This window comes from Actinophytocola sp. (assembly GCF_009379765.1).
Classification (GTDB): Bacteria; Actinomycetota; Actinomycetes; order Mycobacteriales; family Pseudonocardiaceae; genus Actinophytocola.
The window spans coordinates 20,693-34,833 of the sequence record NZ_WHTD01000025.1 but is presented as its reverse complement, the minus strand read 5'-3'; the positions used below and the strand labels follow the sequence as shown (position 1 = coordinate 34,833).

The following is a 14,141-nucleotide window of genomic DNA, read 5'->3' as shown; positions in this document are numbered from 1 at the left end:
CGTGGTCATGGTGCGACCCCCACTGAGCCAGGAAGACCGCGAGCGCGGCATCCGCCTCGGCGAGATCCTGCGAGCCGCCCGCGGCGGGCGCACCAGCGTCGAGGTCGCGGCCGAGGCCGGCGTCTCCGTCGAGACGCTGCGCAAGATCGAGCACGGCCGGGTGCCGACCCCGGCGTTCTTCACCGTCGTCGCGATCGCGCGCGCGGTGGGCCTGCCCGTCGAGTCCCTCTGCGGGGACGTCGAGCCGCTACCGGCCTGACTGCAGCGCCAGGAACGGGCAGCCGACCATCCGCCGCAGCTCCGCGGACAGCTCGTCCGGCGTGCTGATCGGCGCCTCGAACGCCAGCCGCACGTCGTGGTCCCCCTCGATCGTCTCGACCCGCAGCCGCAGGCCGAACCGGTCGAGCCCCAGGGGCCGCACGTGGCCGCCCTGGAGTTGGTCGGGCAGGAGTCGGCGCAGCGTGTGGATCACATCGGTGTGCGACAGCTCCAGGTGCCGCAGCCAGCCGGCCTCCTGGTGGCAGAACGGGTCCTCGCCGGCGCGGGCGAACTGCTCCGCGGTGATCGGGTGCGTCCCGTCGGCGTCCGCGACCACCATCGAGACCGGCTCCAGGCGCAGCATCGACGCGCCGTGGCCGAGGTCGAGCAGGCGCGGGTCCGGGCGCCGCTCGGTGAGCTCGACGGCGATCTTCCGCGCCTCGGACAGCCGGAGCGGGTACAGCCGGCCGGTGATCCACAGCAGCCCGCGCACGGGTTCCCGCAGCGGGACCGGCGCGAGGTCGACGACCTCCACCATGGTCGTGACCGGCGCGGACGCGAGCATCTCGTGGTCGTCGGGCAGCAGCACGGCCACCGAGGCGTCGTCGTGCACGTGGTGCAGCAGCGGCGCGACCCGGTCCGAATGGCGCTCGGCGGCGACCGGCGGCAGGGTGGGCAGCGGCGGCAGCAGGGTCGCCGGGCCACGCGCGGCGATGGTCCTGGCGCGCTCGCCCGGTCCGGGAGTCGGTGGTCGGTCGGTCACCTGGTTAGGTTAGCCTAAGTTCGGGGAAAAGCGATAGTCCGAGGTCGGTAGCCTGACCGGGTGACCGTGACCCAACTGCTGGCCCTCGGGGGCGTGATCCTGCTCGCCGCGATGTCGCCGGGGCCGGACTTCGTGATCGTCACCCGCTACGCCATGCTCTCCGGCCGCCGCGCCGGGATGGCCTGCGCACTGGGGATCAGCGCGGGTGTGTTCGTCTGGGCGACGGTCACCGCGCTCGGCATCGCGGGTCTGCTCGCCGCCTCGGCGGTCGCGTTCACCGTGGTCAAGCTCGCCGGCGCGGGCTACCTGGTGCTGCTGGGCATCCGCGCGCTGATCGCCGCCCGCCGCGGCGGCTACGACGCCCCGGAGATCACCGAGGGTCGCGTCGCCGGCGCGCTCGCCGCGTTTCGCCAGGGCCTGGTGACCAACCTGCTCAACCCGAAGGTGGCGGTGTTCTTCACCGCGCTGCTGCCGCAGTTCCTGCCGACGTCGGCGACCCCGCTGGACCACCTGCTGCTGGCCGGCGTCGCCGCGGCGGTGTCGCTGGTGTGGTTCGTCCTGCTGACCAACGTGGTGAGCGCGCTGCGCCGCTTCCTCACCGCCGACCGGGTCCGCCGCGCCATCGACGCGGTGATGGGCACGTTGCTGGTGAGCCTGGGCATCCGCATCGCGATCCAGTGACCCGAGGGATCGCTGCCAGTTGCCGGCCGGGCGCACGCGACACGCTCGACGAGGAAATTGTGACGCGCTTCACGTCTGGCTCGGTCGGGTGCTCGGGTCGCCCGCTCTTCTCCCGGCTGAGCAGCGGAAATGCCGCTCGTCGGCCTGAGGGCAGACTTCGGGGGACCACATATGTGACGCTCCGAGTGTGCGGCTATGACGAAGAAATCCGCGAATGGCGCCGCGACCTTCTAGTCCACTGTGGACGTACGCGGCCGCTGCCGCCGGGACGGGCCAAGATGTGGTTCCGCGACGCGCCGTCTTCCTGAGGTGTCGTGGAGGGGCGGCCTTCCAGGCACGGAAGGCCGCCCCGTGCAGTTGTCCCATTCGTCAACGGTTAGGAGTCACTGCATGGCCAGCGTAAGGGATCCTCGGGGGTTCCTCGCCTTTCTCGAAGGCGTGCTCGGTAGTCGCAAGATGTTCTGGCGGCTGATGTTGTTGCTCGCCCTCGTCCTGCTCGGTGTGGTGGCCGTACTCGGGCCGGCCTTGCGTCGTTCCTGAAGGCGGCACGGGAAGGTCCGGCGTGGAGCCGCACACCTCCACGCCGGGCCCCGGCGGTCAGCAGGTGAACAGGCAGAGCGAGTAGTTCGCCCGGTACGTCGTCGGTGCCGCCGGCGCCACGACGTTGTGGCTCTGCGCCCCGCCGTCCGACCAGCTCGAGTACCGGAACCGCAGGCCCAGCGTCAGCCGTTGCGGGCTCGGCGCGCTGACCGAGTTGTTCGACCCGACGATCACCGTCCGGGTGAACGGGGCCGGCTGCGTCACCGTGCCCACGGTCAGCTGGGCGCCGCTCGGGTTGGACTGGAACGTCAACACCACGGTCTTCGGGTTCAGCCGCACCGTCGTCGTGCCCGTGTTGCCGGCCGAGTCCGTCGCCGTGAGGGTCAGGTCCAGGAACGACGGGTACTCGTGGTCCGGCGCGACGAAGCTGCCCGATGCCACCCCGGGGTACGCCTGCAGGTTGTGCGCGTGGCAGCTCGTCGGGGTGGTGCAGTGCTGCAGCGTCAGCTGCCACGACAGCGCCGACGCCGGCAGCGGGCCGTCCTGCGCGTCGGCCGCCCGGCCCGCGAACGGGACGCTCTGCCCGACGCTCCACGACAGCGCCGCGGTCGGGTCGTCGATCGTGACGACCGGATCCTCGCTCGGCGGGTCACCGACCGAGATCTCCACCGAGTCCGTGTCGGACAGCCCGCCCGGGTCGGTCACCCGCAGCCACGCGGTCACCGCCTCCTGCGCGAGGTAGGTCCACTGTGGGTTCGCCGCGGTCGAGTCGTCGTACCCGCCGTCGCCGTCGAGGTCCCAGGCATAGCCGAGGGTCGTGCCGGCGTCCGGGTCCGACGAGCCCGAGCCGGTGAACTGCACGGTCAGCGGTGCCGCGCCGGAGGTCGGGTTCGCCGTCGCCACCGCGGTCGGCGGGTGGTTCGTCGCGGTCGGGTAGCTCACCCGGCGGAGCTGGCCCGCGCCGAGCGCCACGTAGAACAGGTCGCCGCCCGGGCCCGTCGTGAGGTACACCGGGATGTTCGCCCCGGTCACGAACGGCTCGATCCGCGTCGGGTCCGGCCGGCCGTCCGCGCCTTGGCGCATGGCCCAGATGCAGCCGCGCGAGCTGTCGGCGAAGAACAGCGCGCCGTCGTAGGCCGCGGGGTAGGTGCTGGCCGACTCGAACGCGATGCCGCTGACCGACGACCCGCCGGTCGGGCACCCGTCGCCCGGCGCGACGTTCGCGCCGTGGTTGTACGCGTGGTACGGCGCGGTCTGCCCGGCGCCGCTGTAGAGCGACTCGCACACGGTCAGGTTCGCGCCGTCGTAGCCGGACTGCCGCGCCGCGCCCTCGTAGCAGGGCCAGCCGAAGTTCTCGGCCACCGCGTCGGTCGCATCGGGGATCCGGTTGATCTCCTCCCACGTGTTCCAGCCGACGTCGCCCGCCCACAGCTCGGTGGTGCCCGGCCGGAAGCCGAACCGGAACTCGTTGCGCATGCCGTACGCGATCACCCGCCGCGCGTTCGCGTCCGTGCTCGACGCGAACGGGTTGCCCGGCATGCCGGCGCCGGTGTCCGGGTCGACCCGCAGGATCGTGCCGTCGAGGGTGACCGGCTCACCGGCCGGCCGGCGCACCGACTGCGACCGCAGCGCGCCACCCTTCGCGTCCGGCGGGGACAGGTTCACCCCGGCCGGGCTCGGCGGGTCCGCGCACGGGTTGCCGCGCTGGCCCCAGTCGGCGAAGTTGAAGCTCGCGCCGTCGCCGCCACCGACGTACAGGGCGCCGTCCGGGCCGAAGGTCACCGTGCCGACCGAGTGCGACGGGTACTGCTGGCACCAGTCGGTGAGCAGCACCTGCTCGGCGCCGGTCGCCACGCCGCCCGCGGTCAGCGTCAGCCTGGACAGCCGGCCGGTGATCACGCAGCCGTCCTCGGTCGCGCCGGGCGGGGTCGGGCAGGCGTCACCCCAGCGGGGCGCGGTGCCGCCGGGCGACGCGTCGTGGCTGTAGAGCACGTACAGGTAGGGCCGGGCGGGGAACTGCGGGTCGACGGTCATGCCCAGCAGGCCGCGGTCCCAGAAGTCGTGGACCGCCGTGCGCAGGTCGACGGTCACCGTCGCGGAGGTGTCGGCGAGCGAGTCGAACGTCTTGACGACGCCACTCTTCTCGCCGACGAACACCCGCCCGTCCGGCGCGAACGCCGCCACCGTCGGGTTGGTCAGCCCGCCGATCGCCACCGTGTCGGTGAACCCCGTGGGCACCGCGGCGGCCGCGGTGCCCGTCGTGGTCAGCGCGGTGACGGTGCCCGCTACAAGGCAGGCGGCGGCGAGCAGAGCTGTTCTCGGACGCGCGGAAGCAGGGCGGGTGCGCACGGGAGTCCCCCAATCCTGGCGGTTGCCTGCCAGGTGAGTCGGCCGCTACGGCCAACCCGTTTCACCCGGCTCAGCTACCCGGTCCGCGTCCGGACCAAGACCATGCGTAGGCAGGGTCTTCGCAGTCGCCCGCGGCCTCGCCGAGCTCCAGCGGGCGGAAGGTGTCGACCATGACCGCGGTCTCGTCGAAGTAGTCCACGCCGATCGACGCCTCGGCGGCGCCGGGCTGCGGGCCGTGGGTGAAGCCGGACGGGTGCAGCGACAGCGAGCCGAGCCCGATGCCGGAGCCCTTGCGCGCCTCGTAGTTGCCGCCGACGTAGAACATCAGCTCGTCGGAGTCCACGTTGGCGTGGTTGTACGGCACCGGGATCGACTCCGGGTGGTAGTCGACCTTGCGTGGGCAGAACGAGCAGACCACGAAGTTCGGCCCCTCGAACGTCTGGTGCACGGGCGGCGGCTGGTGCACCCGGCCGGTGATCGGCTCGAAGTCGCGGATGTTGAACACCCACGGGTACAGGCAGCCGTCCCAGCCGACGACGTCGAACGGGTGGTTGGCGTAGGTGAACCGGGTCAGCCCGGCGCGGTGCCGCACGAGCACGGGCACGTCGGTGCCGTCCACCTGCAATGGTGTCGCCGGCCCGCGCAGGTCCCGCTCGCAGTACGGGGCGTGCTCGAGGAACTGGCCCTTGGCCGACAGGTAGCGCTTCGGCGGCCCGACGTGACCGGTCGCTTCGAGGATGTAGAGCCGGGTCTCGCCGTGCGGCAGCACCCGGTAGGTCGTCGACGTCGGCAGGACCACGTAGTCGCCGTCGGCCACGTCCAGCGCGCCGTAGGTCGTCTCCACGGTCGCCGAGCCGGCCTGCACGTAGATCAGCTCGTCGCCGGCGGCGTTGCGGTAGAGCGGGCTCGGCGCGGTGGCGACGGCGAACGCGATCGCCACGTCGTTGTTGCCGAACAGGGTGCGCCGGCCGGTGACCGCGTCGACCTCGTGCTGGCTCTGCGACTTGAGGTCCTGGGTGCGGAAGTGTCGCGGCATCAGCGGGTGGTTCGGCGTCAGCGCGCCCCGGTGGTCGGCCACGACCTCGGCGTTCACGATCGCCGTCGGCAGGTGCCGGTGGTAGAGCAGGGCCGAGTCGGAGGAGAATCCCTCGACGCCCATCAGCTCCTCGGCGTACAGCCCGCCCTGCGGCGAACGGAACAGCGTGTGCCTCTTTCGGGGGATCTCCCCGACGCTGCGGTAGTAAGGCATTACCCCCTCCGGAGTGTCCGCATGTCGAACGTCTTTGTTCATTTGCCGGTACGCTACTAGCGTGTCAGCCGTGTCAAGCGCCGCACCCGTGCCCCCGCCAGGTCAACGCGATGTCCCGCCACTGCTTGCTCGCCTCGTCGACGACGCCGCCCTGTTCCCACCGGGCAACGCCGCCATGCCCGACGCGGTCCGCTTGCACCTGGACGGTAGAACCAACGATCGGGCCGATCTGGTCGGGCTGTTCCTGTGCCCGGCCTCCCGACTGCCCGAGCTGATCACCGACCTGATCAAGGTCAAGCCACCGAGACCGGTGGAGTTGTCCCTGGTCATCGACACCGGGTTGGGCGGAGTGCCCAAGGCGCTGTCGATCGTGGAGTCGCGGGCCGAGCTGCTCGCGCTGCGCATGGTCGAGATGCCCGCGCCGTCCGATGTGGACGAGGTGTGGCTGGAGCGCGTCTCGGAGTTCGTGCCGGAGGACGTGATCCGGGTGATCGAGCCGCGGCGCGGCGGTGCGGGCTGGCTGGACGGCATCCAGCGGGTGATCGAGCACGGCAGCTGGCCCAAGATCCGCTGCGGCGGGGTCTCCGAGCAGAACTTCCCGAGCATCGAGGAGGTCGCCGAGTTCCTGTCGGTGATCAACGCCGGGAACTCGTCGTTCAAGGCCACCGCCGGCCTGCACAACGCCGTCCGGCACACGGACCAGGAGACCGGGTTCACCCACCACGGGTTCCTCAACCTGCTGATCGCCACCGCCCGGCTCATCGCGGGCGGCAGGGCCGACGAGTCGGTGCACGAGGCACTCGCGTCGACCGACGGCAAGGCACTGGCCGCGGAGGCGCTGGCACTCGGCGAGCACGAGGCGCTGGCGGTGCGTGGCGTGTTCGCCTCCTACGGCTCCTGCTCGCTGACCGACCCGGTCACGGACCTCGAGGAACTCGGGCTCCTATGAGCTGGGTCCGCGATCCGGAGTTCGACCGGAAGAAGCCGTTCGGGCCGCAAACGCTTCCGTACGGCGTCGTGGACGGTGTGGCCGGCAGCGCGAACGGCGGCGTGGCCGGCGCCGGCGACGGGCCGCAGGTCGCGGTGCGCGTCGGCGACCACGCGCTGCCGCTGCGGTCGGTCGCCGGTGAGCTCGGCCGGCTCGCGGACCTGGTGACCGGCACCTCGCTCGACCCGCTGCTGGCCGCCACCCGCGCCGAGTGGAGCGCGCTGCGGGCGCGGCTGACCGACCTGGTGACCGGCTCCGGGAAGCCGGCCGGCGCGCGGTTGCTGCCGCTCGCCGACCTGCGCATGCTGCTGCCGTTCACGGTCGGCGACTACGTGGACTTCTACAGCTCGCGTCACCACGCGGAGAACGTCGGCCGGATCATGCGGCCCGACACCGAGCCGCTGCTGCCGAACTGGACCCATCTGCCGGTCGGCTACCACGGCCGGTCCGGCACGGTCGTCGTCTCCGGCACCGACGTCGTCCGCCCGCACGGCCAGCGCAAGGGCTCGCCGTTGCCGCGGTTCGGCCCGAGCGGCCGGCTGGACGTCGAGGCCGAGGTCGGCTTCGTGTGCGGCGGCCCGGTGGCGCGCAGGGTGGCGACGTCCAACGCGCCGGACCACATCTTCGGCGTCGTGCTCGTCAACGACTGGTCCGCGCGGGACATCCAGGGCTGGGAGTACCAGCCGCTCGGCCCGTTCCTCGGCAAGTCGTTCGCCACCTCGATCTCGGCGTGGGTCACCCCGCTGGACGCGCTCGCGGTGGCCCGGATCCCGCTGCCCGACCCCGGCCACCCGCGGCTGCCCTACCTCGTCGAGGACTCGCCGTGGGGGCTGGACCTGCGGCTGGCCGTGGAGTGGAACGGCACGGTCGTGTCCCGACCGCAGTTCTCCGACCTGTCCTACTCGTGTGCCCAGCAGCTCGCGCACATGACCGTCAACGGCGCGACCGTGCGGCCGGGTGACCTGTTCGCCTCCGGCACGGTGTCCGGTCCGGAGGTCGAGCAACGCGGCTCCTTCCTGGAGCTGTCCTGGGGCGGCCGGGAGAAGATCAAGCTGGCCGACGGATCGGTCCGGACCTTCCTCGAGGACGGCGACACCGTGGTGATCACCGCGACGGCGCCCGGCGAGGACGGCTCCGTCGTGGGGCTCGCCGAGGTGGCGGCACCGTCCTCCCGGCGGCCGGGGGCTGACATGGCCCGCCCGATCCGCCCGATCTCGGGATCGATGTCGCAGCCGGCACGCACGCCCGGCGCGGCGGCCGGTCGGGAGAGCTCGCTGACCCTGGACCGGGGCCTGGCGTTGCTGCAGGCGGTGGCCGACGCGGAGTCCGAGGCGCCGACGATCAGCGAGCTGGCCACGGTGATCGGCGCCAGCCGCGCGGCGATCTACCGGCTGCTCGTCCCGCTGCAGGAGCGCGGCCTGGTCCGCCGCGACGGCTCGAAGGTCCGCCTGGGTCTCGGCCTGCTGCGGCTGGCGGCGAAGGTCACCCCGCAGCTGCGGCTGGCCGCGCTTCCGGCGCTGCGCGAGCTCGCCGAGGGTGTCGGTGCGACCGCGCACCTGACGGTCGCGGACGGCGAGGAGGCCCAGGCGGTCGCGGTGATCGAGCCGTCCTGGACGACCTACCACGTGGCCTACCGGGTGGGGACGCGTCACTCGCTGGGCCGCGGCGCGGCGGGCAAGGCGATCGGTCTGCGGGACGAGACCCCCGGCTGGATCGCCACGGCCGGCGAGCTGCAGCAGGGCGCGTCCGGCATCGCGGCGCCGGTCCGCGGCGTGCCTGGCCTGCGCGCGAGCGTCGGTGTGATCACCTTCCACGAGCTGGACGGCGACGTGGTCGGCCCGCAGGTGCTGGCCGCCGCGACGGCCGTCGCCAACGCGCTGCGCTGACCGGAAGCTGTCAACGGCCGCCCGCCGCGGCGTGCGCCCGGCACACTTCCCCGGGAGACCGGACGGGGGAGTGGTCATGGTGGCGACGGGACTGCCGGCCGAGTTCGAGTTCCGGCCGCCGGCCGGCTGGGAGCCTGCCGGTCTACCACGCGGGCGGGTGGGGAACAGACGGTGGTGCGCGCGGCGCTCACCTGCACGGTCGCGCGGTTCGCCGAGGTGATCCCGGAGCCGTCGAGTCCACTGTGGAGCACGGTCAAGGCGGTGTACGACCCGTGGCCGCAGGACCTGGAGGAAGTGGCCCGCCAGCTCGGTGACGGCTGGCGCGGGCGGCAACGCGCTCCGCTGGCCGAGGTGGGCAACCAGTGCGTGGCGACCTGCGCGTGACCACCGACGAGAGAACACCCGCGCGTCGATGCTCTAGCGGGGGCGCCGCGCCAGCGTGCGCCGGAGCGCTCGCTGCGCCCGGTCGACCCGCCGCGCCTCGTACGCGATGGGGAGGTAACGCAGCCGCTCGGGCAGCACGGTCATCACCAGGCCGACCACCCGGCCGAGTGCCCGCAGCCGCCGCTCGTCGCGCTCGGTCCAGGTCAGGTCCAGGATCTCGCGGGCCTTCGGCGGCAGCGTGCCGATCGTGACGAAGTGCTGCACCCGGCCCGGCAGGTACGCCGCCGCCCGCCACAGCGGCCACAGCACCGGCGGCAGCGCGGGTGGTGGCGGGATCCGCCGGGTGGCCGCCAGGAACTCGTAGGTCGTCGGGTGCGCGACCAGGGTGTGCTCGAGGATGTCGTCGAACTTGGCCAGGTAGTCGGCGTAGGTCGGCGGGATCTCCTTCTCCGCCACGTGCAGGTTGCGCATCAGCTGCTGGATCTCGGCGTAGAACTGCTCGGCCTCGTCGCGCCGCAGTGGCCGCCGGGAGAAGTAGCGCGCCGCGACCGTGTACGCGTACGGCGCGGTCAGGATGATCCACGCCCACGGACCGGACGCCAGCGCCTTGTGCGTCACGCCGGCGGCGTCCGTGGCGCGCAGCGGGGCGTGCAGCGCGCGCAGCCGGTCGGCCTCCACGAGCGCCTCCGGACCGCCGTAGACCCAGGTCAGCACCGACGCGATGCTGCGCTCGGCCCGGCCGATCGCGTCGGTGCGGAACACCGAGTGCTCGCCGACCACCGCGCCCACCGACGGGTGCATCACCTGCAGTGCGAACGCGGCCCCGGTGGTCAGCGAGAACGTGACCAGGCCGGTGTCCTCCCACAGCCGGGTGCCCGGCTCGATCGGCTGCCGCATCGCCCACCTCCCCGGACAAAGTGGTGGCGGCTATCACCAGATTCCGAACTGAGGACAGTGTCCACCAGATAAGGTGAGCGGGTCAACGGAGAGGACGAGCGCGTGGCGCAGCGCACCTACGGCGGCGCGACCGGCGAGGAGCGCCGGGCCCGGCGGCGGGCCGCGCTGACCGACGCCGCGCTCGAGCTGTTCGCCGAGGGTGGCTGGGAGCGGGTCACCGTGCGCGCGGTGTGCGGCCGGGCCCGGCTCAACGACCGCTACTTCCACGAGAGCTTCGCCGACCGCGACACGCTGCTGCTCGCCGCCCGCGACGGCATCGCCGAGGAAGGGCTGCGGGTCCTGCTGGGCGCCATCGCGACCACGGCACCGGACCCCGGCTCGCGGATCCGGGCGGTGGTCGAGTCGGTGATCGACTTCTTCGTCGCCGACCCGCGCCGCGGCAACCTCGTGTTCGCCTCGCACGAGGCGCTGCGCGGCCGCCGGCAGGACATGCTGCGGATGCTCGCGCGCATCGTCGCCGACCAGGCCGCCGAGCTGCTCGGCGCGCACGCGGCACCGGAACCCGATCGGGAACTGGGGGCGTTCACGCTGGTCAGCGGCACGATGGAGGTCTTCTCGAGCTGGCTGCGCGGCGAGGTCGACGTGACCCGCGAGCACCTCGCCGACTTCCTCGTCGCGATGATCCACACCACCGGCGACCTGGCCACGGCCCTGCGTCGGGAGCGTCGCTAGACGATCACCGACCCGGCCGCGAACAGCGCGAACCCGGCGAACACGAACCCCGCGACCCGCTGCACCAGTCGCGGCCGGATCCGGCCGCGGATCTTCGCGCCGACCAGGACCGCGATCCCGGCCACGGCGGTCAGCGCCAACCACGAGCCGAGCCCGACCCACACCGGCGCGCCGAACCGCGCGGACAGCGCCGCGGTGGCGAACTGCGATGCGTCGCCCCACTCGGCCGCGAACAGCACGCCGAACGACGTCAGCGCGGCACGCAGGAACGGCACCGCGGCCGGTCCGGACGCGGCGTCGTCGTCCTCCTCATCGGTGCCCCCGGCGAACCCCTCGCGCAGCAGGAGCACCGCACCGAGTCCGAAGAGGACGGCCACGACCGTGGCCACCACCCCGTCCGGCAACAAGGTGAGCACGCCGCCGAACGCCGCCGCGAGCACGCACTGGATCGCGAACGCCGCGGACACGCCGGCGAACACCGGCAGGCCGCGGTAGCGCGTGGTCAGGATCAGCGTGGCGATCATCGTCTTGTCCGGTAGCTCGACGACGAACACCAGACCGAACGCGGTCACCAGGGCCAGCATCGTGGAGCCCACAGAGGTCCTCTCCGTCCGACCCGGACGGAGGCAGCACGACTCCGACCGGGCAAATGTCATCCCGGCCGGAGGTCTCGTTCGCCCGCGGCACGCGGGTGAGGCACCGGACTCGCGAGCGAGTCAGTATGTCGATGTTCTCGCCGGGTGAGCCGAGGCTCACCGCGGGAACTACTCCCCTCAGGCGCTGACCATCCTACCGGCTCCTCGGCCGGGGCCGGCGGTTGCGCGGGTCACAGGACCAAGGTCCCGTTCGTCCGGGACCCGCGGACCTGCCGCCGCCGCGCCCCGACCGGCAATGTGGACGCCGTGGACGTCCTGGATCTCGCGCGGTGGCAGTTCGGCATCACGACCGTCTACCACTTCCTGATGGTGCCGCTGACGATCGGCCTGTCGTTGCTGGTCGCGGGCATGCAGACGGTCTGGGTGCGCACGGGGAACCCGCGTTACCTCGCGATGACCAAGTTCTGGGGCAAGCTGCTGCTGATCAACTTCGCGATGGGCGTGGTCACCGGGATCGTGCAGGAGTTCCAGTTCGGCATGGCCTGGAGCGAGTACTCCCGGTTCGTCGGGGACGTGTTCGGTGCGCCGCTCGCGATGGAGGGGCTCGTCGCCTTCTTCGTGGAGTCCACGTTCCTGGGGCTGTGGATCTTCGGTTGGGATCGGTTGTCCAAGCGCGTGCATCTGGCGTGCGGGTGGGCGTTCTCGCTGGCCACCATGGTGTCCGCGTACTTCATCCTGGCGGCGAACTCGTGGATGCAGCACCCGGTCGGGGTCGACCTGGTGGACGGGCGGCCGCGGCTGACGTCGATCTGGGCGGTGCTCGGCAACTCGACCGTGCTGGCCGCGTTCCCGCACGCGATCGCCGGGGCGTTCGCGGTGGCCGGCGCGTTCCCGCACGCGATCGCCGCATGGCACCTGTGGAAGTCCACCTCGGACGAAGGGGTGTGGCGCTCGTCGCTGCGGCTCGGGGCGGTGGTCGGTGTGCTGGCGTTCGGCGCGTTGCTGGTGAGCGGTGACATGCAGTCGAAGCTCATGTTCCAGCAGCAGCCGATGAAGATGGCGTCGGCGGAGGCGTTGTGCCACACCGAGCAGCCGGCCGGGTTCTCGATCTTCGCGGTGGGCGACGTGTCCACTCCGGACTGCGAGAACGTCAAGTCGGTCACCGTGCCGGCGTTGCTGTCGTTCCTGGCGAACAGCGACTTCGACTCGGAGGTCCGCGGCGTCGACGACCTCGTCGCGGAGTACCGGGCGCGGTACGGCGAGCTCTACCCGGTGGACGCGCGGCTGGGGGAGCTGTCCGGGAAGCCGATCGACTACGTGCCGAACCTGCCGGTGACCTACTGGGGCTTCCGGCTGATGATCGGCTTCGGCGCGGTCGGCGCCCTGGTCGGGGTGGCCGTGTGGTGGCTGACCCGTCGGGGCCGGGTGCCACGGTCGCGCTGGTTCCCGCGGCTCGCGCTCGCCGGTGTCGCGACTCCGTTCCTGGCCAACAGCTTCGGTTGGATCTTCACCGAGATGGGCCGCCAGCCGTTCGTGGTCGCGCCGAACCCGTCCGGTGTGGACGGTGTGTGGATGTACACCGCGCAGGCCGTGTCCGGGCTGACGGTCGGCGAGGTGCTGTTCTCGCTCATCGCGTTGACGCTGGTCTACGGCGTGCTGGCGGTGGTCGAGCTCGTACTGGTTCGCCGGTACGTGCGCGGCGGGATCGCCGCCGTCATGCCCGCCCAGCCTGACCGCCGCGACGACGACGTCCTGTCGTTCGCCTACTAGTCGGGAGTGTGCCGTGGATCTGGCGACCGTCTGGTTCCTGATCATCGCCTTGCTGTGGCTCGGCTACCTGTTCCTGGAGGGCTTCGACTTCGGCGTCGGGATGCTGCTGCGGGTGCTCGGCCGGGACGAGGCGTCGCGCCGGGTGCTCGTGAACACGATCGGCCCGGTGTGGGACGGCAACGAGGTGTGGCTGATCGTCGCGGCCGGGGCGACGTTCGCGGCGTTCCCGGGGTGGTACGCGGGCCTGTTCAGCGCCGCGTACCTGCCACTGCTGCTGGTGCTGCTGGCGCTGATCGGCCGTGGCGTGGCGTTCGAGTACCGCGGCAAGGTCGACTCGGCGCGCTGGCGAGCCACGTGGGACACGGTGATCACCGCCGGCTCGGCGGTGGCGGCGCTGGGTGTCGGCCTGGTGCTGTCCTGGAACGTGCTGGGCCTGCCGTTGGACGGGGCGGGGAACCGGGTCGGCTCCCCGTTCGCCGCGCTGCGCTGGGAGACCCTGCTGGGTGCGTTGGGCGTGGCCGGCTTCGCCCTGGTCCACGGCGCGGTGTTCCTCACGTTGAAGACCGAGGGCCCCGTTCGGGAGCGAGCCCGCCGGTTGGCCTTGGCCGTCGCGCCGCTGGCTCTGGCACCCCTGGTGGCGCTGCTGCTGGTGGTCCAGCTCCGCGAGGGTTCGGGGTGGACCTGGGTTGCGCTGGCGGTGGTGCCGGCCGCGGGCGCCGGTGCGTGGCTCCGCCTCGCGGCGGCGCGCGAGGGCCAGGCCTTCGCGCTACTGGGGGTGGCCCTGGCGGCGGCGGTGACGGCCCTGTTCGGCGCCCTCTACCCAAACGTGCTGCCCTCGACCCTCGACCCGGCCTGGTCACTGTCCATAGCGGACACTGCGTCGAGCCCCTACACCCTGCGGGTGATGACCTGGGTGGCGGCGTTCGGCACGCCGGCGGTGCTGGTGTACCAAGGCTGGACCTACTGGGTCTTCCGCAAGCGGATAGGAACCCACCACATCCCGAAGGCCCACACCCCATGAAACTCGCTCGCGCGCGCGTGCAGAACT

At 72.3% G+C, this 14,141-nt stretch carries 14 protein-coding genes and 1 pseudogene; 10 read left to right on the top strand and 5 right to left on the bottom strand.

Annotated elements, in window-relative coordinates; translation table 11 throughout:
* Positions 1–7 precede the first annotated feature (7 nt).
* On the top strand, positions 8–259 hold the full coding sequence (locus GEV28_RS10520; RefSeq protein ID WP_291411120.1) for a helix-turn-helix transcriptional regulator: 252 nt from the start codon (positions 8–10) through the stop codon (positions 257–259).
* Here the strand turns inward: GEV28_RS10520 and GEV28_RS10515 are convergent.
* Positions 248–1,021: a DUF2470 domain-containing protein gene (locus tag GEV28_RS10515; protein ID WP_291411118.1), complete on the bottom strand. Its 774-nt coding sequence runs from the start codon at positions 1,019–1,021 to the stop codon at positions 248–250. The genes GEV28_RS10520 and GEV28_RS10515 overlap by 12 nt on opposite strands.
* Before the next feature lie 60 nt (positions 1,022–1,081).
* Between GEV28_RS10515 and GEV28_RS10510 the strand changes: the two genes are divergently transcribed.
* Together GEV28_RS10510 and GEV28_RS10505 are read left to right on the top strand one after the other, a co-directional pair.
* Entirely contained in the window at positions 1,082–1,702 is a 621-nt protein-coding gene (locus GEV28_RS10510; protein ID WP_291411116.1) for a LysE family translocator, read from the top strand.
* Between the two features lie 390 nt (positions 1,703–2,092).
* Positions 2,093–2,242 (top strand): hypothetical protein, encoded by a 150-nt coding sequence (locus GEV28_RS10505; RefSeq protein ID WP_291411114.1) that lies wholly within the window; start codon positions 2,093–2,095, stop codon positions 2,240–2,242.
* 57 nt (positions 2,243–2,299) lie between these two features.
* Here the strand turns inward: GEV28_RS10505 and GEV28_RS10500 are convergent, their stop codons facing one another.
* The gene (locus GEV28_RS10500) at positions 2,300–4,591 is read right to left on the bottom strand and encodes a PQQ-dependent sugar dehydrogenase (protein WP_367115080.1); all 2,292 of its coding nucleotides are present in this window, start codon (positions 4,589–4,591) and stop codon (positions 2,300–2,302) included.
* A gap of 70 nt (positions 4,592–4,661) precedes the next feature.
* Positions 4,662–5,840 (bottom strand): homogentisate 1,2-dioxygenase, encoded by a 1,179-nt coding sequence (locus GEV28_RS10495; protein ID WP_291411112.1) that lies wholly within the window; start codon positions 5,838–5,840, stop codon positions 4,662–4,664.
* Positions 5,841–5,910: 70 nt separating this feature from the next.
* On the opposite strand from GEV28_RS10495, the gene GEV28_RS10490 reads away from it, so the two are divergent.
* The 4 genes and pseudogenes from GEV28_RS10490 to GEV28_RS10475 all read left to right on the top strand — a co-directional run bounded on the left by GEV28_RS10490 (position 5,911) and on the right by GEV28_RS10475 (position 9,098).
* Positions 5,911–6,789: a hypothetical protein gene (locus GEV28_RS10490; protein WP_291411186.1), complete on the top strand. Its 879-nt coding sequence runs from the start codon at positions 5,911–5,913 to the stop codon at positions 6,787–6,789.
* Positions 6,786–7,985: pseudogene (locus GEV28_RS10485) on the top strand (fumarylacetoacetate hydrolase family protein); the annotation flags it as partial. The gene GEV28_RS10490 and the pseudogene GEV28_RS10485, both read left to right, overlap by 4 nt.
* 66 nt (positions 7,986–8,051) lie before the next feature.
* Positions 8,052–8,714, top strand: a complete 663-nt coding sequence (locus tag GEV28_RS10480; protein ID WP_291411184.1) for a helix-turn-helix domain-containing protein — start codon at positions 8,052–8,054, stop codon at positions 8,712–8,714.
* Positions 8,715–8,885: 171 nt separating this feature from the next.
* Positions 8,886–9,098, top strand: coding sequence for a hypothetical protein (locus GEV28_RS10475; protein WP_291411110.1), 213 nt, complete (start codon positions 8,886–8,888; stop codon positions 9,096–9,098).
* Between the two features lie 33 nt (positions 9,099–9,131).
* Here GEV28_RS10475 and GEV28_RS10470 read toward each other — a convergent pair whose 3' ends face one another.
* Positions 9,132–9,995 carry an oxygenase MpaB family protein gene (locus GEV28_RS10470; protein WP_291411109.1) on the bottom strand — a complete coding sequence of 288 codons (864 nt, stop codon included), beginning with the start codon at positions 9,993–9,995 and terminating at the stop codon, positions 9,132–9,134.
* A gap of 102 nt (positions 9,996–10,097) precedes the next feature.
* Between GEV28_RS10470 and GEV28_RS10465 the strand changes: the two genes are divergently transcribed.
* Positions 10,098–10,727: a TetR/AcrR family transcriptional regulator gene (locus GEV28_RS10465; RefSeq protein ID WP_291411107.1), complete on the top strand. Its 630-nt coding sequence runs from the start codon at positions 10,098–10,100 to the stop codon at positions 10,725–10,727.
* Here GEV28_RS10465 and GEV28_RS10460 read toward each other — a convergent pair.
* Entirely contained in the window at positions 10,724–11,311 is a 588-nt protein-coding gene (locus GEV28_RS10460) for a TMEM165/GDT1 family protein (protein ID WP_291411182.1), read from the bottom strand. The two genes, GEV28_RS10465 and GEV28_RS10460, sit on opposite strands and share 4 nt — an antisense overlap.
* A gap of 318 nt (positions 11,312–11,629) precedes the next feature.
* On the opposite strand from GEV28_RS10460, the gene GEV28_RS10455 reads away from it, so the two are divergent.
* On the top strand, positions 11,630–13,093 hold the full coding sequence (locus tag GEV28_RS10455) for a cytochrome ubiquinol oxidase subunit I (protein ID WP_291411105.1): 1,464 nt from the start codon (positions 11,630–11,632) through the stop codon (positions 13,091–13,093).
* A gap of 13 nt (positions 13,094–13,106) precedes the next feature.
* A complete protein-coding gene (gene cydB, locus GEV28_RS10450; RefSeq protein WP_291411103.1) occupies positions 13,107–14,114 on the top strand; it encodes a cytochrome d ubiquinol oxidase subunit II in 1,008 nt (335 codons plus the stop codon).
* Positions 14,115–14,141: the final 27 nt, after the last annotated feature.